Genomic DNA, 19,343 nt, shown 5'->3' on the forward strand with positions numbered 1-19,343 from the left:
TTAAGTTTCGGGTATAGGCGTGCTGCATGTTCACCATCGATGACCTGGCCGACCGCCTGGGCGGCTATCTTCCCTCGGAGGAAATCCGCCAGGTCAAGCGCGCCTTCTACTATGCCGAGCAGGCCCATGACGGCCAGCGTCGCCGCTCCGGTGAGCCCTATGTGACCCACCCGTTGGCGGTGGCCAACATCCTCGCCAACATGCACATGGATCATCAGGCCCTGATGGCCGCGATGCTACATGATGTGATCGAGGATACCGGCGTCTCCAAGAAGTCACTCGCCGAGCAGTTCGGCGAACCCGTGGCGGAGCTGGTCGATGGCGTCTCGAAGCTGACCCAGATCACCTTCGAGGACAAGGCCGTCGCCCAGGCCGAGAACTTCCAGAAGATGGTACTGGCGATGTCCCGGGATATCCGGGTGATCATCGTCAAACTCGCCGACCGCCTGCATAACATGCGCACGCTGGGCGCCCTGCGCCCGGACAAGAAGCGTCGCATCGCCCGCGAGACGCTCGAGATCTATGCCCGCATCGCCGGACGGCTGGGCATCAATACCATTCGTGTCGAGCTCGAGGACCTGTCCTTCCAGGCGCTGCATCCGATGCGCTCAGAGCGCATCAAGCGCGCGGTCGGCAAGGCCCGCGGCAATCGCCGCACCACCATTCGTCAGGTCCAATCGAGTCTGCAGAAATGCCTCGACGATGATGGCCTGCCGGGCACCGTGGTCGGCCGCCAGAAACACCTGCTGTCGATCTATCGCAAGATGCGCGACCAGCGCAAGCCGTTCGCCGAGATCATGGATGTGTTCGGTTTCCGCATCATCACCGACGACGTCGATAGCTGCTATCGCATCCTGGGCGCGGTGCACAATCTCTATAAGCCGGTGCCGGGGCGCTTCAAGGACTACATCGCCATCCCCAAGGCCAACGGCTACCAGAGCCTGCATACCACGCTGTTCGGCACCGGCGGCATGCCCATCGAAGTGCAGATTCGCACCCGCGAGATGGAGGCCATGGCCAACAATGGCATCGCCGCTCATTGGCTCTACAAGGCCGGCCAGACCGAGCGACCGATCGCCGCTGGCAGCCATGCCCGGGCGCGGGAATGGGTACGTGGCCTGCTCGAGATGCAGCGCCAGGCGGGCAATTCGCTGGAGTTCATCGAGCACGTCAAGAATGACCTCTTCCCCGATGATATCTATGTGTTCACGCCCAAGGGCGACATCATGGAGCTGCCCCAGGGCGCCACGGTGATCGACTTCGCCTACAGCGTACACACCGACATCGGCAACAGCTGCATCGCCTGTCGCATCGACCGCCACCTGGCGCCGCTCTCAAGCCGCCTGGAAAGCGGCCAGACACTCGAGATCATCACCGCGCCCGGGGCACGACCCAACACCGCCTGGCTGTCGTTCGTGATTACTGCCAAGGCGCGCTCGGCGATCCGTCATGCGCTCAAGCATCAGCAGCACACCGAGTCCGTACAGCTAGGGCATCGCCTGCTCAACAAGGCACTGGCCGATTACGAGCTAAGCCTCGAGGAACTGCCCCAGAGTGCTCTGCCGGCGCTTCTCAAAGAGCTATCGCTCAAGCGCAGCGATGAGCTGCTGGAATCGATTGGCCTTGGCAACCGTATGGCACATGCGATGGCTCACCGGCTCGCCAGCAGCGTACCAAGCGATCAACCGGCAGCGGATAGCGCGACCTCGGACGATGCCGAGCGCTCGATTCTCATCAGTGGCGCCGACGGCATGGTGATCAACTTCGCGCGCTGTTGCCATCCGCTACCCGGCGATCCGGTGGTAGGCCACCTGTCAGTCGGCAAGGGTATCGTCGTTCACCGCACCGAGTGCCGAAACCTGGCCGAACTGAAGAGCGATCCGGACAAGCTGTTCGCCCTGGACTGGTCTGAGAACATTCAGGAAGATTTCCCGGTGGCGCTGCGCATCCATATGGAAAGCCGCCGCGGCCTAGTCGCCGAGCTGGCAAGCCTAGTCACCGACGCCGATGCCAATATTGAACGCATCGGTATCGAGGAATGCGACGCCCGGTTGTCGATCGTCAACCTGACCCTGTCGGTTCGCGATCGCGTTCATCTGGCCCGCATCATGAAACGGATCCGCAACCTTCCCCGCGTCGACAAGATCAATCGCGTTCGCAACTAGCGTCTCGTTTTCTGCCCGCTCGATTCGCTCGGGCGGGCATATCCTTCGTATTACGTCCCCACCACAATCACAACAGGAGCACCGACATGAGCAACAAAGCCGTCATCAACACCGATAAGGCACCGGCCGCTATCGGCCCCTATTCCCAGGCCATCAAGGCCGGTAATACGCTCTACATCTCCGGCCAGATTCCCCTGGATCCGGCCACCATGCAGATCGTGTCCGACGATTTCGAAGCCCAGGCGCGTCAGGTCTTCAAGAACCTGTCCGCGGTTTGCGAAGAAGCCGACGGCTCCCTGCAGGACATCGTCAAGATCAACCTCTACCTAGTCGATCTGGACAACTTCGCGATCGTGAACCGCGTGATGGAAGAGGTCTTCACTACCCCCTACCCGGCACGCGCCGCCGTTGGCATCAAGGCATTGCCCAAGGGAAGCCTGTTCGAAGCCGAGGCGGTCATGGTCATCGGCGACTAAGCCGATGGCGAATCAGCGTCGGCTGTTCCTCGCGCTATGGCCGGACCCGGCCATGCGCGAGGAGCTGTCTCGGGCGACAGACCAAGCCCATCGCGCTTGTGGCGGGCACCCGGTAGCGCCCGAAAACTTTCACCTGACCCTGGCCTTCCTGGGGCAGGTACCTGACGAGCGCCTTCCCACCCTGCTGGCGTTAACTAACGCCTTTTCCTGGCCTTCCGGTACCATCACCCTCGATCGCGTCGGCTATTTTCAGCACACCGGTATGCTGTGGCTGGGGAGCCAGGCCCCGACACCTGATCTTCTGGGCCTCTATCAACGTCTCTGGCGATCCCTTGCCGATGAAGGGCTATCAGCGCCCGAGCGAGAATTTCTGCCCCACGTCACCCTGTTGCGACATGCAGCGCCCCCCTCTCCCGGCATTCTGCCAAGTGTCTCCCTCAGCTGGCACTATAATACGTTACAACTCATCGAGTCCGTGACCACCGCCGGAGGCCCACGCTACACCAGTCTGGCGACGTCATCCGGCGAATAGGCGACTGCTTTCGAGCCTTCGGGAGATGCGCATGCGACCAGGCAGACACAAGAGCACGCGGCACTGGCATGGCGTAATGATCATCGTCCTCATGCTCGGTTGGGGAACGGCCATGGCAAGCGACTGGGGGCTGGAAACCAGCCTGGAAGGTGGCGTCAGCAATGAAGAAAGTCCAACGATGACGCTCAGCCTGCATCGTGGCGTCACTGCCCCCTCATGGCTGCCTGGCGTGTTGCAGCCATGGTCACTGCAGCTATCCGGACGCTTGCTGCTGATGCCTGGGCGCAACAGCGAAAAATCGAATGCAGCATTGATCCTGGCTCCCGCACTGCGTCACACCTTCGACAGCGGTATTTTCGTCGAGGGCGGCATCGGTGCCGCCCTGTTTCTCGACGCTAAGCTGCGCGACAGCGAACTTGGCACGGCCGGCCAGTTCGAGGACCGCTTGGCCGTCGGCTGGCCATGGCGGAACGGCGCGCTTCACCTGGCCCTCACTCACTATTCGAATGCCAGTATCAAGGCGCCCAACGATGGACTGGAGGTGTTTTCACTGGGCTATCGCTGGCGGCTATAGCACGCTCGGCGCTAGCATGAAGCTCACATGCGCTCAGCGCTTTGGCAGAAAGCCACCGGCTTCGAGCACCTGAGCATAGCCCTCACGATAGCTCGGATAGCGGAAGACATAGCCGGAGGCGAGCAGCCGGGCATTGTTGCAACGCTTGCTGGCCCGGCGGCGCAGCGGTGACTGGATGACCTCGGTGGACTCGACCTTGAGTTTGGCGGCGAGCCAGGTCATCACTTCGTGCAGAGGCGCAGGTTCGCAGTCGCTTGCGAGATAAAGTGGCTCCAGCGGCGTCTTGTCCAGTGCGAGATGTATCAGATGCTCGAGCACACCGGCACAGTCATCGCGATGAATGCGGTTGGAATACATGGGGGGATTGGCGGCGGCAATGCGCCCCTCGTGGGCCTGGCGAATCAAGCGGTCGCGGCCCGGGCCGTAGATACCCGAGAATCGCACCACCGTCCCCGGCAACTGATGCGCGATCAATGCCTCCTCGGCCTCTTGCATCAGCTGGCCAGAGAAGCCACTGGGGGCGATGGGGCTGTCCTCGTCGACCTCTTCCCCTTCGCGTTGAGCATAAACGCTGGTGGACGACACGAAAAACACATGACGCGGCGGGGCCTTGCGGCCGGCAAACTCGGCGAGCACCGCCTTGAGCCCAGCCGGATAAGCGGCGCGGTAGGCCTCTTCTTCGAAGCGGTCGGCGCTCAGCACATAGACCAGAACGTCAGCATCGGGCAACTCGGCCACGGCGCCCTCGGCATTGATGTCGAGGGACAGCGGCTCGATGCCGCTTGACTCGATCTTTGTGGCTTGACGGCGAACGCCCACCACCCGCTGGCCAGCCTCCAGGAGACGCTCGCCAAGCGTTGAGCCGATATCGCCACAGCCAATAATCAGTGTCGTTTTCTTCACCTTTCCTCCGCCCCTTGATAAAAAGTATCTATCAGAACCATCCTGTTCATTAACCGCGAGAGCGCCACCAGGCATCACCATGACTCTAACAGAACTCCGCTATATCGTAACCTTGGCGCAGGAGCGCCATTTCGGGCGCGCCGCCGAGCACTGTTTCGTGTCCCAGCCGACACTGTCGGTGGCGGTCAAGAAGCTTGAAGAAGAGCTTGGGGTGGCGCTGTTCGAGCGTTCCAAGTCGACGGTACAGGTCACGCCGCTGGGCGAGCAGATCATCGAGCAGGCCCAGCGCGTGCTCGAGCAGTCGAGCGTCATTCGCGAGCTGGCCAATGCCGGCAAGGACCAGTTGGCAAGCCCGCTTCGCATTGGCGCCATCTACACCATTGGCCCCTATCTGTTTCCCTACCTGATACCGGAGCTGACCCGCAGCGCACCACAGATGTCGCTGTATATCGAAGAAGGTTTCACCGCAGACCTGCGGCGCAAGCTGAGAAGCGGTGAACTCGACGCCATCATCGTCGCCCTGCCCTTCACCGATACCGACGTGCTGACCAAGCCGGTTTACGACGAGGAGTTCGAGGTGCTGATGCCCGCCGATCACCCCTGGACCTCACGGGACAGCATCGCCAAGGAAGACCTGCTTCAAGAGCGGCTGCTGCTGCTTGGCGAAGGGCACTGCTTCCGTGACCAGATCCTCGAGGCCTGCCCGGCCATCAGCGCCAAACTCAACAGCCCCAGTAATACCCTGACCGCCGAGGGCGGGTCACTCGAGACCATCCGTCACATGGTGGCCTCGAAGCTTGGCATCACGGTGCTGCCTTCTTCGGCCATCGGCACCGGACACTACGAGGCCGGCGTCCTCACCTCTCGCCCCTTCGCCAATGATGTGCCCTCGCGCACGGTGGCGATTGCCTGGCGCGCGAGCTTCCCGCGCCCCAAGGCCATCGACACCCTCACCGAGGCTATCCGGCGCTGCCGGACCCGTCAGCCCGAGACAACATGAGTGAGCTGACCCAACACGTCAGTGCGCTCAAGGGCGTCGGCGAGGCCCTCGCGGGCAAGCTCGATCGGCTAGGGATAACGAGCATCGCCGACTTGCTCTTCCATCTGCCGCTGCGCTATCAGGACCGTACCCGGGTAACGCCGATCGGCACGCTGCGTGCCGGCCACGAAGCAGTGGTACAGGGCGAGGTCGCGGCCTGCGATGTGATCAAGGGCCGGCGACGCAGCCTGCTGGTGCGCCTCACTGATGGCTCCGGCATCTTGAGTCTGCGGTTCTTCCATTTCTCGCCGGCACAGCAGCAGCAATTCCAGCCCGGCACACGGGTGCACGCCTTCGGCGAGGCGCGCGCCGGTGCCACGGGGCTTGAGATCTATCATCCGGAATATCGCCTGATCAAGGCCGGCGAGGCGGTCGTCGACGAGCACCTGACCCCGCTCTATCCCGCCACCGAGGGCCTCAACCAGGCGCGCCTGCGTGGCCTGATCGACCAGGCCATGAAGCTGCTCAGCGAGGCGCCGGAGGCGCTCCCCGACTGGATTCCTGCCAGTCTGCGCGAGCGCTTTCAGTTACCCGAGCTGCATCATGCTCTTCATTATCTGCACCATCCGCCTGCCGAGGCCGATCTGGATCAGCTGCGGGAGGGCACTCACCCCACCCAACGCCGCCTGGCGATGGAAGAGTTACTGGCCCATCAGCTCAGCCTACGGGTAGTGCGCCAACGTATTCAGGCAGACGGTGCCCCCTCACTGCCCTCTGGCCGCAGCCTGCAGGCCCGCTTCGTCTCGAAGCTGCCGTTCTCGCTGACCGGCGCCCAGCGCCGGGTGCTCGATGAAATCGGCGCAGATCTCGAGCGCGCGGTGCCGATGCTGCGCCTGGTGCAGGGCGACGTGGGGTCGGGCAAGACGGTAGTGGCGGCGATGGCGGCGCTTACCGCCATCGCCGGCGGCTGCCAGGTGGCCATGATGGCGCCCACCGAGCTGCTCGCCGAACAACACTACCGCACCTTCCGTGACTGGCTCGAGCCGCTGGGTATCGAGGTGGCCTGGCTTGCCGGCAAGCTCAAGGGCAAGGCCCGACTCGATACCAAGGCGGCGCTGGCCGACGGCCGCATACAGCTGGTGGTCGGCACGCATGCGCTCTTCCAAGCCGATGTGCACTTCAAGTGCCTGGGGCTTGCAATCATCGACGAGCAGCACCGCTTCGGGGTTCACCAGCGCCTGGCGCTGCGCGAGAAAGGCGAAGCCGCTGGCCTGACGCCCCATCAGCTGGTGATGACGGCCACCCCGATTCCGCGCACCCTTGCTATGAGTGCCTACGCCGACCTTGATGTCTCGGTGATCGACGAGCTGCCGCCGGGGCGCACGCCGGTGCAGACCGTCGCCGTCCCCGACGAGCGGCGCCCGGAAGTGGTCGCCCGCATCGAGCGCGCCTGTGCCGAAGGCCGCCAGGCTTATTGGGTCTGTACCCTGATCGAGGAATCCGAGGCGCTGCAGTGCCAGGCCGCCGAAGCCACTCACGAGAGCCTGACCGAGGCATTGCCGGGTCTCGCCATCGGGCTGGTGCATGGCCGCATGAAGGCCGGTGAGAAAGCCGAGGTCATGGCGGCCTTCAAATCCGGTGAGCTGGATCTCTTGATCGCGACCACGGTGATCGAGGTCGGGGTCGACGTGCCCAATGCCAGCCTGATGATCATCGAGAACCCCGAGCGGCTTGGGCTCTCGCAGTTGCATCAGTTGCGCGGCCGGGTCGGGCGTGGCGCCACCGAAAGCTTCTGTGTGCTGCTCTATCACCCGCCCTTGTCGGCGCATTCGCGGGAGCGGCTGGGGGTGATGCGCGAGACCACGGACGGTTTTCGCATCGCCGAAAAGGACCTGGAACTGCGTGGCCCGGGTGAAGTACTGGGCACCCGCCAGACGGGGCTTGCGGCCATGAAAATCGCCGATCTGGAACGCGACCGTGATCTGCTCGAGCGGGTCGGGCCACTGGCGCGGGCGCTACTCGAAGAGTCTCCCGCCTCAAGCGCGCCCTTGATCCGGCGCTGGCTGGGCGAGGAAGCCGGACGCTACGGCCAGGTCTAGGCAGCAGGCATTAGCGCGTTGGGCTAATGGCTCAGCCCAGGGTTAACCGCTCAGGTCTGTAGGCAAAGGTACGCAGGGTCGCCTGACGCCTACAGCCGAGAGAGTAAGCGCTGCAGCTTGGCCAGGTCGCCACTGTCGCCGACCAGGCGCAGCCTGCCGTCTATCAGGCCCTCGCGGAAGGCACGAGACGTGGGCTTACGCAGTACCTTGACGGCCGTGGCGGTGTCTTCGAAGCGAAGCTCGAGATCGAGATCCACCGGCAAGCCAGGCCCTGAGGTGATACGGGCAGGCGTCATCCGGTAATGGCGAGCAATCGAGAGATCTTCGGTGCCGATCCCCCAGTCCAGATGGCCAAGTTCAGCCAGGGCATCGCGGAAAGGCGCCTTGCGACGCCGGGCGCGCTTGAGCATCACGCTCAGAAGCCAGAGCATCAATCGAAGCGTCATGGGCATATCCCGGAAAGGAAATCATTCCACCGACCTTGGCACGGCCGGTGGAGCGCGTTATTGATCACGCGCCATTCGCGGTCACGCTGTTACTTGGTGACGGCGTCTTTCAGCGCTTTACCGGGCTTGAAGGCCACGGTCTTGCTGGCGGGGATGGTCAGCGGCTGACCGGTCTGTGGGTTCTTGCCGGTGCGGGCGGCACGCTCGCGAACGGTGAAGGAGCCAAAGCCGATCAAGGACACATCCTGCCCTTTGGCGACACTGCCGGTGATCTCGTCGAGAATCACGTTAAGCACCTGGCTGGCCTTGTCCTTGGATAGGTCGGCACGATCGGCGATCGCCGAGGCGAGTTCTGGTTTGCGCATGTATCCCTCCTGGTAGTGCGGTTCAAGGCAGCATCTGCCGCCTCTGACAATATGAGGCCGGCTCCTGATGGAGTCGGAAATAGTCGAGCCCAAGCCGTTGGCTGGCCAAGATGCCGAGGTGACATAAATCGCCACGGCAACAACAACGACCTTAGATTAGCAATGCAGGGGCGGCTCGTGCCAGTTCGACTTTCCGACGCACGCAGGCGCCTGTCAACGCAAATCCAATCATACGTCCGTTTTCATCCTCCGCCAGGGCACTCCAGTCGCGCCCCTCGCCTTCGATACGCCAACGAGCGGGGGTCTGGTCAGGCGGCAGCGCGACCACCGGCAGCAATGGCGTCTTGACCAGGATCGGCCAGGGGCCGTAGGTGACCGGCGTCGGGGTGCCGGTGAGGGTCGCCGCCAGCGCCTTGGCACCGACCTGCAGGGGCTGCACGTACATGGCATTGACGCCATCGACGCAGGCCACATCACCCAACGCATGGATGCCGGGTGCCGAGGTGGCCAGATAGCGGTCGGTATGCACACCCCCGCTGCCTACGGCCAAGCCGGCGGCCTCGGCGAGGCCCGTGCGCGGTACCAGGCCCGTCGCCACCAGCACCAGATCGGCCTCGAGCGTCCGGTCATCGTCGAGGGTCAGCATCACCTGATCGCCGGCGTCACCAAGCGCCGCCAGCGTGTGGCCGGTCTCGAGCGCGATGCCGGCCTCATGAAACGCATCGCTCAAGGCATTGCCCAGCGTGTCGGGCAACAGTCGCGAGAGCGGCGTGGGCTCCGGGGCGATCAAGGTCACGCCATGGCCGCCGGCGACCAGATCATTGGCGTACTCACAGCCCACCAGGCCGCTACCGATGATCGCCACCCGCGCCGGACGGGCGAGCCGCTCGAGGGCAGCATGAAAAGCGCGGTAGTCGTCGAGGTCATTGATCGAAAAGACGCGCTTGTCGAGGCCTGGCGGGATTGTAAAGGGCGCGACCGGCGCCGCTCCGGTGGCCAGCACCAGCTCGCTATAGGGCAGCGTCTCGGTTCCTAGCGCTAGACGGCGCGCGGTGGGGTCGATCGCCGTGACCCGCGTATGAGTGCGCACGACGGCCTCGAGGCTCTCGGCAAGCGACAGCGCGTCGCGGCTGGCCAGCCGCGACGGCGGCAACCCCTTGGCGAAGCCGGTGGACAGCATCGGCTTGGAATAGTCGTCGCCGCTGTCGGCGGTGATCAGCGTGATCGGCCGCGCGGCATCTCGGGCACGCACCTGACGAGCCAGCTGAATGCCGGCCATACCGGTACCGAGAATGGTCAAGGGTGCAGTCATGGCGCTCCCGACAAGCAATAACGTGGACGCTGCATGATACACTATGCGCCCCGATATTGGCCTGGAGGCGCCCGGTGCGCGATCACCCGACATCTCCCCCTATGAGTACTAGATGGCGCCGTTGGCAGCCTGCTGCCGTGGCCAGGCCGGCCATGAGCCCCGGCTGGTGGCGCTGGATCGCCAGCCGCGACTCGCTGACAACGCGACTGATCGGTGCCGCCGATGGCCGTCCCTTTCGTGTGCAGCTGCTTGACCAGCGCATCGGCTACCCCACACATGATGAAGCGCAGGCATTGGGGCTCAGGCCCCGACAGCTTGCCTGGCTACGTGAGGTGGCGCTGTGTATCGATGAGCGCCCCTGGGTAGTGGCCCGCTCGGTGGTGCCGCTTGCGAGTCTACCCGGCCAGCGCCTGGACCGACTCGGCGAACGCTCGCTTGGCCACTGGCTGTTCCGCCAGCCGAATCTCGAACGCGGCCCCATTGACGTCTGCCGTGCCGCACCCGGCTTTCATGAAGGCCGGGGCCCCTGGGGCCGGCGCTCGGTATTTCGCCACGGTCGCTTCACGATACTGGTACAGGAATTCTTCCTCGACACCATGGCCGATGACCTGGGCTTGCCGCCGCGCTAGGATAAGACCCTCTCGCTCTGGAGGCTTTGATGGATCACGCAACCCGTCCCCGCGGCCTGGCCCGCCTGCCCGACTTCCTGGCGCTGATGCGCCTAGATCGCCCGATCGGCACCTGGCTGCTGATGTGGCCGACCCTGTGGGCACTGTGGCTCGCCGCCGAGGGGTTGCCTTCGCGCCCCCTGCTGCTGATCTTCGTCGCCGGGGTCTACCTGATGCGCGCCGCGGGCTGTGTGGTCAATGATTTCGCCGACCGTCACCTGGATGGTTACGTCAAACGCACCAAGACGCGCCCACTGGCCACCGGACGCATTGCTGAGCGCGAGGCCAAGACACTGTTCGCGCTTCTGGTCGCCGTCTCCTTCGTGCTGGTGTGCTTGACCAATGGCCTGACCGTGCTGCTGTCGGTGGCGGCGGTGGCCCTGGCCGCGGTCTATCCCTTCATGAAGCGCTATACGCACCTGCCTCAGGTCGTGCTGGGGGCCGCCTTCTCGATGGCCATTCCCATGGCCTTCTCGGCGGTGACCGGTGAGGTGCCCATGGAGGCCTGGCTGCTGTTTGCGGCCAACCTGTGCTGGACGGTGGCCTACGACACCGAATACGCCATGGTCGACCGGGATGACGACCTTGAGATCGGCATCAAGTCGACGGCCGTGCTCTTCGGCCGTGCCGACATCCTGATGATCGTGCTGCTGCAGCTGGCGACACTCGCGCTGTTGGGCCTGGTCGGTGCGAGGCTGGCGTTGGGTGGCTTCTTCTGGCTGGGGCTTGGCGCCATGGCGGCCATCTTCGCCTATCAGTTCACCTTGATTCGTGGCCGTGAGCGCGACCGCTGCTTCAAGGCCTTTCTCAACAACCACTGGGCGGGTCTGGTGATGTTTGCTGGCCTGGCGTTGTCGCTGTGGCCGTCGCACTGACGCACTGGCACAGCGCAGATGTGGCTTGTCATGCCGGGCGCTCTGTCATGGCAATGTCATGTTAGCGTGGTGGAATCGTCATCATCTTGTCATTGTTCCTTTGAGGCCAGCCAGATGAGCACCAAGACCGTTCTGATTGTCGATGACGAAGCGTCTATCCGTGAGATGATCGCCATTGCCCTAGAAATGGCCGACTATCAGGTCCTTGAGGCCGACAGCGCCCAGGCCGCCCATGCGATGGTCGTCGATCATAAGCCCGACCTGCTGGTGCTTGACTGGATGATGCCCGGCACCAGCGGCATCGAGTTGGCCCGGCGTCTGAAGCGTGACGAAACTACCTCTGACCTGCCGATCATCCTGCTCACCGCCAAGGGTGAGGAAGACAACAAGATCCAGGGACTCGAGGCTGGGGCGGATGACTACATCACCAAGCCCTTCTCGCCGCGTGAACTGGTGGCACGCCTCAAGGCCGTGCTGCGCCGCTCGACCCCCCAGGGCGTCGAGCAGGCGGTCGAGGTCGAGGGGCTGATGCTCGATCCGACCAGCCACCGGGTCAGCACCCACGGCGATCCGCTGGAGATTGGCCCCACCGAATACCGCCTGCTGCAATTCTTCATGACGCATCAGGAACGCGCCTACACTCGCAGCCAACTGCTCGATCAGGTGTGGGGCGGCAATGTGTACGTCGAGGAACGCACCGTCGATGTGCACATTCGGCGCCTGCGCAAGGCGCTTGGCGAGGCGCACCAGCACCTGATCCAGACCGTGCGCGGCACGGGCTATCGCTTCTCTGCCAAGGGCTGAGCCAATGCAACTCTGGTCACTGGAACTCTGGCGCCTGAGCTGGCTGGCCGGCGTTCTGAGCCTCGCGGGCCTGGTTTTCGGCGCCCCCGGCGTGGGCCTGGCAGCAGGCCTGGGGATCTATCTGGCGTTCCATCTTCGACAGCTTAACGCCCTGCATCGTTGGCTCGCCCAGTCGCGACAGAGCGAGCCGCCCGAGGCCAGCGGTATCTGGGGCGATATATTCGACCGCCTGCATAATCATCAGAAGGCTCAGGCCAAGACCCAACAGCGCCTGCGCAACACCATCCAGCGCATCAAGGACTCCTCGGAGGCGATGAGCGACAGTGTGGTGATGCTGGATCGCCGCGGCGATCTCGAATGGTGGAATAGCGCCGCCGAATCCATGCTGGGTCTGAGAACCCGACAAGACCGTGGCCAACACATCACCAACCTGATCCGGGCCCCGCTGTTCGTTGAGTACTTCGACAAACGGGATTACCGGGAGCCGCTGACGCTGACCTCGCCGATCGATGATCGTCGGATGTTGCAATGTCAGCTGACGCTCTATGGTGATGACGAACGCCTGCTGATGGTGCGTGATATCACCCGCCTGCACCGCCTGGAGCAGATGCGTCGCGACTTCGTGGCCAACGTCTCCCACGAACTGCGCACGCCGCTGACGGTACTCAACGGCTACCTGGAGACCTATGCCGACCATGCCGAGCTGATGCCGCCCCGCTTGGCCAGAAGCCTTGGCCAGATGCAGGATCAGACCACTCGCATGCAGAATCTGGTCGATGACCTGCTGATGCTCTCGCGCCTGGAGATCGACCAGCCAAGCGCGCACGACGAGTCGGTATCGCTTGCGCCAATGCTTGATGACATCCTGCGCGACACCGAGTCACTGTCCGCTGGCCGTCACCAGGTGCGCGTGGAGATCGAATCCGCTCAGTCGCTGCGCGGTGACCCCAAGGAGCTGCGCAGCGCCATCTCCAACCTGGCCTTCAATGCCGTACGCTACAGCGGCGAGGGCTGTCATATCGTGCTGCGTTGGCGCGACCATCCTGCCGGTGCGGCCCTTGAAATCGAGGACGATGGTGAGGGCATCGACCCGGTACATATTCCGCGTCTCACCGAGCGCTTCTACCGGGTCGACAAGGGCCGTAGCACGGCCACCGGCGGCACCGGCCTGGGACTTGCCATCGTCAAGCATGTGCTACTGCGCCACGATGCTCGCCTGGAGATCTCGTCTTACCCCGAGAAAGGGGCGGTGTTTCGCTGCGTCTTTCCAAGCAAGCGCTTGATCAAGAATGAAGCGCTTTCGACATGACACCGACACGCCGATCGGCGTGACCTAGGTGCGCCGGAAAGGGCCATTACACTTAGTGACTAAACACCTAGGGGTAGGCAGGCTAATGGAGACTCAGCGGCGGGTCGCGACGGCCTCACCTGGCGCGCCCAGCTCGCGATAGTGGCGGTCCCACATCAATACCGAGCCTGCCACCGCGCCGGGCAGCAGGAAGAGGTTGGCCAACGGAATCCAGGTCAGTAGCGTGACCCAGCCCCCATAGGTCAGGGTCGGCCACCAGCGCCGGCGTAGCCGACGGCGCATGTCGGCGAAGCTGACGGCGTTGTTGTCCATCGGGTAGTCCAGATAGGTGATGGCCATCACCCAGGCCGAGAACGCCAGCCACAGCGGCGGCGCCAGGAGATTCACTACCGGCACCCAGCCCAGCACGAACAACAGCGCCATGCGCGGCAGGATATAGCCGAGCTTGACCAGCTCGCGGCCCAGCGCATCGATACCCGTCCGCAAGAGACCGCGCTCGTCCTGCGGAGGCCGACCTGTCTCGTGCGCCTCGACCTTGGCCGCCAGAAAGCCATAGAAAGGAGCGGCGATCAGGTGTGTGACCAGGGTGAAACTGAAGAACACCACCAGCACCAGCGTCACCACGAAGAGCGGCCATATCAGCCATTCGAGCCAGCCAAGCCAGCTGGGGACCATCGCCATCCAGCCATCCAGCCAGCCGCCGAAATGGCCAAGCACGAACCAAAGCCCGGCGACATAGACCACCAGATTGACCAGCATCGGCAGGAACACATAGCGTCTCAGGCCCGGACTGAATACTAGCCGGGTGCCTCGGGTCAGCGCCGTCAGGGCGTTGAGCATCCTCTCGCGACTCCTCTTCTGAATGTTTCTCAACACAAATGACACCGCCGCACGAAGCGGCGGCGATGCGATGGTCTGATACCGCCTGGGCGGCCTTTCTCAGCGGGGCGTCTTGAGCGCCTCTTCGTCCAGATCGTCCGGATTGACATGGCGGATATCCAGCCCCTTGACCAGATAAATGACGTACTCGGCCAGGTTGTTGGCATGGTCACCGATACGCTCCAGGGCACGCAGCACCCACATCACGCTCAACACCGAGGTGATGGAGCGAGGATCTTCCATCATGAAGGTCATCAGTGAGCGCATGGCGCTGGTGTATTCGCTATCGACGGCTTCGTCCTCGTGAACCACCTTGAGGGCTAGCTCGACATCGAAGCGCGCGAAACTGGTCAGCGAATCGCGCACCATATGACGCACTCGCTCGCTGATATGGCGCACCTCAACGAATCCTTTCTTGCCATTACCGGATTCACTGAGCGACATGGCGTTGCGCGCGATCTTGGTGGCTTCGTCGCCAATCCGCTCGAGATCGGATACCGCACGCGTCACCGCCAGTACCAAGCGCAGGTCGGAGGCCGCCGGCTGGCGATGCGCCAGCACTCGCGTGCACTCCTCATCGATCTTGATCTGCATGTCGTTGACGGTACGATCCTGCTCGTTGACCTTCTGAGCCAGGGCCGAGTCGCCTTCGAGCAGGGCGTTGACGGCGTCCTGAACCTGCTTCTCGACCAGACCACCCATGGCCATTAAGTGATTCTTAAGATCCTCCAGCTCATTATTGAACTGGCGGGAAATATGCTGGCTGTGGGTATCGCTGGTGATATCCATGAAGACACTCCTCTAGGGCGCGCAACATACCCTGCGCCCGGTTTCATATGCTTGGGTCCGCGCGAACCGCGGTGGTGCTGTGTGCCCTGCCACTGGCGAATACGTCAGGGCCAAAGCGTGCCTTGGGATGGTGCAGCAAGCAGGTTGCAATCCGATGACGGCAGACACCTTATTCCGCGGGTGGTGAGGTCCAGGGCCGACGGTTATGATGAGAGCGTTAACCGCGCCCCGCGTGGACCACCTCTTGGCTTTATAGTACTACACCTTCGACAACAACGAGCCCACTGGAAACGCCGCCATGACCGATCTCGATGACGTTCCCACGCCTCAGGGGCAACTAACGCTGAAACTGCTCGCCACGCGCCAAGATACCAACCTCTATGGCGACATCCCCGGCGGCTGGCTGGTCGGCCACATGGACCAGGCCGCCGAGATGGCGGCGGGTCGCATCGCTCACGGGCGCACCGCCACGGTGGCCATCGAAGCCATGGATTTCCTGTGTCCGGTGCGCGAGGGCTCGACGGTCAACATCTTCACCGAACTGCGCGAAGTCGGCCGCAGCTCAATCAAGATAGATGTCGAGGTCTGGATCCGCACCCCTCACGAGCGCAACCCCGATGAGCTCCAGAAGGTCACCGAAGCGCGCTTCGTGATGGTCGCGATGGACGATAACGGCCGCATCCGCGTCGTACCCGACGGCCACTGATCAGCCGCTGACTAACTCCCGCGTCTTCAGATAGGCAAACTCGCCGACATCACTGAACGGTCGTACCAGCGACTGGAAGTCGCGATAAGACTCCAGGATCTTGCGGGAGTCTTCGTCGGCTTCGGTCTGTTTCGCCAACACTTCCTGCGAGGAGTCGTAGAGCGCCTGGATCACCTCGTCGGGGAACTGACGCAGCTTGACCCCATGTTCTTCGACCAGCGTCTTCAGGGCCTCGGCATTGCGCAGCGTGAACTCGTTGATCATCGCCAGGTTAGCGGAGCGCGCCGCTTCCTCGACCACGACCTTGAGATCATCCGGCAGCGCCTGCCAGGCATCCAGGTTGACGGTGCCTTCAAGGATCGCGCTGGGCTCGTTCCAGGCCGAGGTGTAGTAGTAATCGGCGACCTGATGCAGGCCGAAGGCCAGGTCGTTGTAAGGCCCCACCCAGTCAGAAGCGTCCAGCACCCCGGTCTGCATCGAGGTAAAGATCTCGCTGCCCGGCATGTTGAGCGTGGTCACGCCGATGCCGTTCATGGCCTCACCGGCGAGCCCCGGCAGACGCAGTTTCAGCCCCTGCATGTCCTCGAGCGAGTTGATCTCGCGCTTGAACCAGCCCGCCATCTGGGTGCCGGTGTTACCCACCGCGAAGGGCTTGAGGTTGTGCTTGGCGTAAAGCGCATCCCAGAGCGCCTGCCCATCGCCCTGATACAACCAGGCATTGGTCTCTTGTGTGGTCATGCCGAAGGGCACGGCGGTGAACATCTGCGCCGCCGGCACCTTGCCACGCCAGTAGTAGGACGCCGAATGCCCCATCTGGGCGGTGCCCGACGAGACCGCATCGAAGACTTCCAGCGCCGGGACCAGCTCGCCGGCGCCATAGACCTCCACCCGCATGCGCCCGCCGGACAACTGCTCGATGCGTTTGGCAAAGTCGTTGGCACCGGTCCCCAAGGCAGGAAAATTCTTCGGCCATGAGGTGACCATCTTCCAGGTAATGGTTTCTTGGGCACGGGCGGTGGAAACGAAGGGCGCCGCGGCAATGCCAGCGGCGCCGGCGCCCAGGGCGGTGAGGAAATGACGGCGGTGAAGGGGGCGTGACATGAAGGGTCGGCTCCGGTTGGCGGATTATCGGTATCGTCGTGCTTGTGTCCGACCCAAAGTATGCTTGAGGCTTGATTTGGCGGGCAAGTCCGCCACTCTATCTAACGCTAGGCGGCCTCCCTAACGCGCTGTCGTTAAAGCGGCGTGAGCTTGGCGAAGCCCAGCACCAGCCACTTATCGCCTTCCCCCTCGAAGCTGACCTGCACTCGGGCCCGCTCGCCTGTGCCCTCGGCGTTGAGGATCACCCCTTCGCCGAACACCGGATGGCTGACCCGCTGCCCAAGCGACAGCGAAGGCAGGTCGTCACCGCCGTTGACCGAGGTCTGGGCCGGGGCGTGGCCGGCGGTGACCGGACGCGAGATCTGGCCGCGCAGGCGTACCTCTTCGAGATACTCTGCCGGAATCTCGCGCAGGAAGCGTGAGGGCCGCTGGAAAGTCTCCTTGCCATGCAGGCGACGCAGCTCGGCGTGAGTCAGGTAGAGCTTCTGCATCGCTCGCGTCAGCCCCACGTAGCACAGCCGGCGCTCCTCCTCGAGGCGACCGGGCTCCTCCATCGACATCTTGTGCGGAAACAGGCCCTCCTCGACACCGGCGATGAACACCACCGGGAACTCCAGGCCCTTGGCCGAGTGCAGGGTCATCAGCTGCACGCAGTCTTCGAAGTCGTCGGCCTCGTGATCGCCGGCATTGAGCGCCGCCTCGGCGAGAAAGGGCTCCATGGCGGCGGCACCCTCGCCGACCTCCTGGCCGTTCAGGGCTTCACCCTGAGTGAAGGCGCGGGCGGCGTTGACCAGCTCGTCGAGGTTCTCGACCCGGGCCTGGCCCTTCTCGCCCTTCTCGCTGCGGTGATGCTCGACCAGCCCTGACGCTTGAGTGACATGGGTGATGATCTCGTGAAGCGCCATGCCGGCGGTATCGTTGTCGAAGCGCTCGATCAACTCCGCGAAGGTGCGCACCGCGTTGCCGGCACGGCCCTTGAGGGTGGCGTCAGCGAGACAGTCATGCAGTGCCTGCCACAGGGAGACATCGGTGATCCGCGCCCGCTCGCGGAGGATCTCCACGGTGCGGGTGCCGATGCCCCGAGCCGGGACGTTGATCACTCGCTCAAGCGAGGCGTCGTCCTCGCGGTTCAGTAGCAGGCGCAGATAGGCCAGGGCGTTTTTGATCTCCAGCCGCTCATAGAAGCGCTGGCCGCCGTAGATACGGTACGGCATGCCCTGGCGGATCAGGGTCTCCTCGAGCACCCGCGACTGGGCGTTGGAGCGATAGAGAATGGCGATCTCGCGACGCGCGAAACCTTCCTTCACCTGAGAGGCGATGGTGTCGACGATATAGCGGGCCTCATCCAGGTCGTTAAAGCCTGCATAGAGCGAGATCGGTGCGCCGCGCTCGCCGTCGGTCCACAATTCCTTGCCCATGCGGCCGGTGTTCTGGCTGATCAGGGCGTTGGCGGCCTCGAGGATGGCGCTGGTCGAGCGATAGTTCTGTTCCAGACGCACCGTCTTGGTGTCCGTGAACTCCTCTTCGAAGCGACGGATGTTCTCGACCCGGGCACCGCGCCAGCCATAGATCGACTGATCATCGTCGCCGACCACGGTGATGCCGGCCTGCTCGCCGGTCAGCAGCTTCAACCAGGCGTACTGCAGGGTATTGGTATCCTGGAACTCGTCGACCAGCACATGAGCGAAGCGCTCCCGGTAGTGGGCGAGCAGCGCCGGGTTGTCGCGCAAGAGCTCGAGGCTTCGCAGCAACAGCTCGCCGAAATCGACCAGGCCGCCGCGCTCGCAGGTCAGCTGATAGCGCTCATAGAGATCGACCATCTGGCCGAGATAGGCATCGCCGTGGGTCTGCACCTGATGCGGGCGCAGGCCCTCTTCCTTACAGCCAGAAATGAAGTACTGCACCTGACGCGGCGGAAAGCGCTCATCGTCGATGTTGTGATCCTTGAGCAGACGCTTGACCAGGCGCAGCTGATCGTCGCTATCGAGGATCTGGAAGTGTTGCGGCAGCCGCGCGTCCTGCCAGTGGGTGCGCAGCAGGCGATGAGCGATGGAGTGGAAGGTGCCGACCCAGACATTGCGCAGCGACTGCCCAAGCAACGCCTCGAGGCGCGTGCGCATCTCGCGCGCGGCCTTGTTGGTGAAGGTCACGGCGAGGATGGCATAGGGCGACAGGCCCTCGGTACGCATCAGCCAGGCGATGCGATGCACCAGCACCCGGGTCTTGCCGGAGCCAGCGCCCGCCAGCACCAGCATGTTGCCCTGGGGCGCGCTGACGGCCTCGCGCTGGGCCGCGTTGAGGTGATCAAGAATCGCCGTGACGTCATCCATAGCGGGGCACTTCGGGTCGAAAAATGGACGG

The 19,343-nt window shown here is 63.5% G+C and carries 19 protein-coding genes; 11 read left to right on the top strand and 8 right to left on the bottom strand.

The annotated features are described in order from the left end of the window. Positions 1 to 26: 26 nt before the first annotated feature. The 4 genes from spoT to ETC27_RS09075 all read left to right on the top strand — a co-directional run bounded on the left by spoT (position 27) and on the right by ETC27_RS09075 (position 3,747). Positions 27 to 2,165, top strand: coding sequence for a bifunctional GTP diphosphokinase/guanosine-3',5'-bis pyrophosphate 3'-pyrophosphohydrolase (gene spoT / locus ETC27_RS09060; RefSeq protein WP_136254674.1), 2,139 nt, complete (start codon positions 27 to 29; stop codon positions 2,163 to 2,165). 86 nt (positions 2,166 to 2,251) lie between these two features. Further along, positions 2,252 to 2,641 (top strand): RidA family protein, encoded by a 390-nt coding sequence (locus ETC27_RS09065; RefSeq protein WP_136254675.1) that lies wholly within the window; start codon positions 2,252 to 2,254, stop codon positions 2,639 to 2,641. Between the two features lie 4 nt (positions 2,642 to 2,645). After that, positions 2,646 to 3,173, top strand: coding sequence for an RNA 2',3'-cyclic phosphodiesterase (gene thpR / locus ETC27_RS09070; protein WP_136254676.1), 528 nt, complete (start codon positions 2,646 to 2,648; stop codon positions 3,171 to 3,173). A gap of 31 nt (positions 3,174 to 3,204) precedes the next feature. After that, positions 3,205 to 3,747: an acyloxyacyl hydrolase gene (locus ETC27_RS09075; RefSeq protein WP_168709045.1), complete on the top strand. Its 543-nt coding sequence runs from the start codon at positions 3,205 to 3,207 to the stop codon at positions 3,745 to 3,747. A 33-nt stretch (positions 3,748 to 3,780) separates the two neighbouring features. On the opposite strand, the gene ETC27_RS09080 is transcribed toward ETC27_RS09075, so the two are convergent. Next, positions 3,781 to 4,650, bottom strand: a complete 870-nt coding sequence (locus ETC27_RS09080; RefSeq protein ID WP_136254678.1) for an SDR family oxidoreductase — start codon at positions 4,648 to 4,650, stop codon at positions 3,781 to 3,783. 79 nt (positions 4,651 to 4,729) lie between these two features. On the opposite strand from ETC27_RS09080, the gene ETC27_RS09085 reads away from it, so the two are divergent. Beyond that, positions 4,730 to 5,650 (top strand): hydrogen peroxide-inducible genes activator, encoded by a 921-nt coding sequence (locus ETC27_RS09085; protein ID WP_136254679.1) that lies wholly within the window; start codon positions 4,730 to 4,732, stop codon positions 5,648 to 5,650. Continuing rightward, on the top strand, positions 5,647 to 7,728 hold the full coding sequence (gene recG / locus ETC27_RS09090; RefSeq protein WP_136254680.1) for an ATP-dependent DNA helicase RecG: 2,082 nt from the start codon (positions 5,647 to 5,649) through the stop codon (positions 7,726 to 7,728). Before ETC27_RS09085 ends, recG begins: the two co-directional genes overlap by 4 nt. 89 nt (positions 7,729 to 7,817) lie before the next feature. Here the strand turns inward: recG and ETC27_RS09095 are convergent, their stop codons facing one another. The 3 genes from ETC27_RS09095 to ETC27_RS09105 form a co-directional block, all read right to left on the bottom strand. Further along, positions 7,818 to 8,174 (bottom strand): hypothetical protein, encoded by a 357-nt coding sequence (locus ETC27_RS09095; RefSeq protein ID WP_136254681.1) that lies wholly within the window; start codon positions 8,172 to 8,174, stop codon positions 7,818 to 7,820. 89 nt (positions 8,175 to 8,263) lie between these two features. Then, a complete protein-coding gene (locus ETC27_RS09100) occupies positions 8,264 to 8,539 on the bottom strand; it encodes an HU family DNA-binding protein (RefSeq protein WP_136254682.1) in 276 nt (91 codons plus the stop codon). Between the two features lie 151 nt (positions 8,540 to 8,690). After that, positions 8,691 to 9,851: an FAD-dependent oxidoreductase gene (locus ETC27_RS09105; RefSeq protein ID WP_136254683.1), complete on the bottom strand. Its 1,161-nt coding sequence runs from the start codon at positions 9,849 to 9,851 to the stop codon at positions 8,691 to 8,693. Positions 9,852 to 9,952: 101 nt separating this feature from the next. Here ETC27_RS09105 and ETC27_RS09110 point away from each other — a divergent pair, with 101 nt between their 5' ends. From ETC27_RS09110 to phoR, 4 genes are all read left to right on the top strand, one after another. Beyond that, a complete protein-coding gene (locus tag ETC27_RS09110; protein WP_136254684.1) occupies positions 9,953 to 10,480 on the top strand; it encodes a chorismate--pyruvate lyase family protein in 528 nt (175 codons plus the stop codon). Positions 10,481 to 10,509: 29 nt separating this feature from the next. Continuing rightward, positions 10,510 to 11,394 carry a 4-hydroxybenzoate octaprenyltransferase gene (gene ubiA / locus ETC27_RS09115; RefSeq protein WP_136254685.1) on the top strand — a complete coding sequence of 295 codons (885 nt, stop codon included), beginning with the start codon at positions 10,510 to 10,512 and terminating at the stop codon, positions 11,392 to 11,394. A 114-nt stretch (positions 11,395 to 11,508) separates the two neighbouring features. Further along, entirely contained in the window at positions 11,509 to 12,198 is a 690-nt protein-coding gene (gene phoB / locus ETC27_RS09120) for a phosphate regulon transcriptional regulator PhoB (RefSeq protein WP_136254686.1), read from the top strand. Positions 12,199 to 12,202: 4 nt separating this feature from the next. Then, positions 12,203 to 13,507, top strand: coding sequence for a phosphate regulon sensor histidine kinase PhoR (phoR, locus tag ETC27_RS09125; RefSeq protein WP_136254687.1), 1,305 nt, complete (start codon positions 12,203 to 12,205; stop codon positions 13,505 to 13,507). 93 nt (positions 13,508 to 13,600) lie between these two features. Here phoR and cysZ read toward each other — a convergent pair whose 3' ends face one another. After that, a complete protein-coding gene (cysZ, locus tag ETC27_RS09130) occupies positions 13,601 to 14,347 on the bottom strand; it encodes a sulfate transporter CysZ (protein ID WP_136254688.1) in 747 nt (248 codons plus the stop codon). A gap of 99 nt (positions 14,348 to 14,446) precedes the next feature. Further along, positions 14,447 to 15,175, bottom strand: coding sequence for a phosphate signaling complex protein PhoU (phoU, locus tag ETC27_RS09135; protein WP_136254689.1), 729 nt, complete (start codon positions 15,173 to 15,175; stop codon positions 14,447 to 14,449). Between the two features lie 298 nt (positions 15,176 to 15,473). On the opposite strand from phoU, the gene ETC27_RS09140 reads away from it, so the two are divergent. Next, a complete protein-coding gene (locus ETC27_RS09140) occupies positions 15,474 to 15,881 on the top strand; it encodes an acyl-CoA thioesterase (protein ID WP_136254690.1) in 408 nt (135 codons plus the stop codon). Here the strand turns inward: ETC27_RS09140 and ETC27_RS09145 are convergent, their stop codons facing one another. Together ETC27_RS09145 and uvrD are read right to left on the bottom strand one after the other, a co-directional pair. Continuing rightward, a complete protein-coding gene (locus ETC27_RS09145; protein ID WP_136254691.1) occupies positions 15,882 to 16,982 on the bottom strand; it encodes a TRAP transporter substrate-binding protein in 1,101 nt (366 codons plus the stop codon). It lies immediately after the preceding gene. Positions 16,983 to 17,116: 134 nt separating this feature from the next. Further along, on the bottom strand, positions 17,117 to 19,312 hold the full coding sequence (gene uvrD, locus ETC27_RS09150) for a DNA helicase II (protein WP_136254692.1): 2,196 nt from the start codon (positions 19,310 to 19,312) through the stop codon (positions 17,117 to 17,119). Between the last annotated feature and the right edge of the window lie 31 nt (positions 19,313 to 19,343).

This window comes from Onishia niordana, from assembly GCF_004798965.1.
Lineage (GTDB): Bacteria > Pseudomonadota > Gammaproteobacteria > Pseudomonadales > Halomonadaceae > Onishia > Onishia niordana.

What these genes read in the sequence shown, in the direction of transcription:
- spoT (WP_136254674.1), top strand. Translation starts at nt 27, where the DNA reads ATGTTCACCATCGATGACCTGGCCGACCGCCTGGGCGGCTATCTTCCC.
- ETC27_RS09065 (WP_136254675.1), top strand. Translation starts at nt 2,252, where the DNA reads ATGAGCAACAAAGCCGTCATCAACACCGATAAGGCACCGGCCGCTATC.
- thpR (WP_136254676.1), top strand. Translation starts at nt 2,646, where the DNA reads ATGGCGAATCAGCGTCGGCTGTTCCTCGCGCTATGGCCGGACCCGGCC.
- ETC27_RS09075 (WP_168709045.1), top strand. Translation starts at nt 3,205, where the DNA reads ATGCGACCAGGCAGACACAAGAGCACGCGGCACTGGCATGGCGTAATG.
- ETC27_RS09085 (WP_136254679.1), top strand. Translation starts at nt 4,730, where the DNA reads ATGACTCTAACAGAACTCCGCTATATCGTAACCTTGGCGCAGGAGCGC.
- recG (WP_136254680.1), top strand. Translation starts at nt 5,647, where the DNA reads ATGAGTGAGCTGACCCAACACGTCAGTGCGCTCAAGGGCGTCGGCGAG.
- ETC27_RS09095 (WP_136254681.1), bottom strand. Translation starts at nt 8,174, where the DNA reads ATGACGCTTCGATTGATGCTCTGGCTTCTGAGCGTGATGCTCAAGCGC.
- ETC27_RS09100 (WP_136254682.1), bottom strand. Translation starts at nt 8,539, where the DNA reads ATGCGCAAACCAGAACTCGCCTCGGCGATCGCCGATCGTGCCGACCTA.
- ETC27_RS09105 (WP_136254683.1), bottom strand. Translation starts at nt 9,851, where the DNA reads ATGACTGCACCCTTGACCATTCTCGGTACCGGTATGGCCGGCATTCAG.
- ETC27_RS09110 (WP_136254684.1), top strand. Translation starts at nt 9,953, where the DNA reads ATGAGTACTAGATGGCGCCGTTGGCAGCCTGCTGCCGTGGCCAGGCCG.
- ubiA (WP_136254685.1), top strand. Translation starts at nt 10,510, where the DNA reads ATGGATCACGCAACCCGTCCCCGCGGCCTGGCCCGCCTGCCCGACTTC.
- phoB (WP_136254686.1), top strand. Translation starts at nt 11,509, where the DNA reads ATGAGCACCAAGACCGTTCTGATTGTCGATGACGAAGCGTCTATCCGT.
- phoR (WP_136254687.1), top strand. Translation starts at nt 12,203, where the DNA reads ATGCAACTCTGGTCACTGGAACTCTGGCGCCTGAGCTGGCTGGCCGGC.
- cysZ (WP_136254688.1), bottom strand. Translation starts at nt 14,347, where the DNA reads ATGCTCAACGCCCTGACGGCGCTGACCCGAGGCACCCGGCTAGTATTC.
- phoU (WP_136254689.1), bottom strand. Translation starts at nt 15,175, where the DNA reads ATGGATATCACCAGCGATACCCACAGCCAGCATATTTCCCGCCAGTTC.
- ETC27_RS09140 (WP_136254690.1), top strand. Translation starts at nt 15,474, where the DNA reads ATGACCGATCTCGATGACGTTCCCACGCCTCAGGGGCAACTAACGCTG.
- ETC27_RS09145 (WP_136254691.1), bottom strand. Translation starts at nt 16,982, where the DNA reads ATGTCACGCCCCCTTCACCGCCGTCATTTCCTCACCGCCCTGGGCGCC.
- uvrD (WP_136254692.1), bottom strand. Translation starts at nt 19,312, where the DNA reads ATGGATGACGTCACGGCGATTCTTGATCACCTCAACGCGGCCCAGCGC.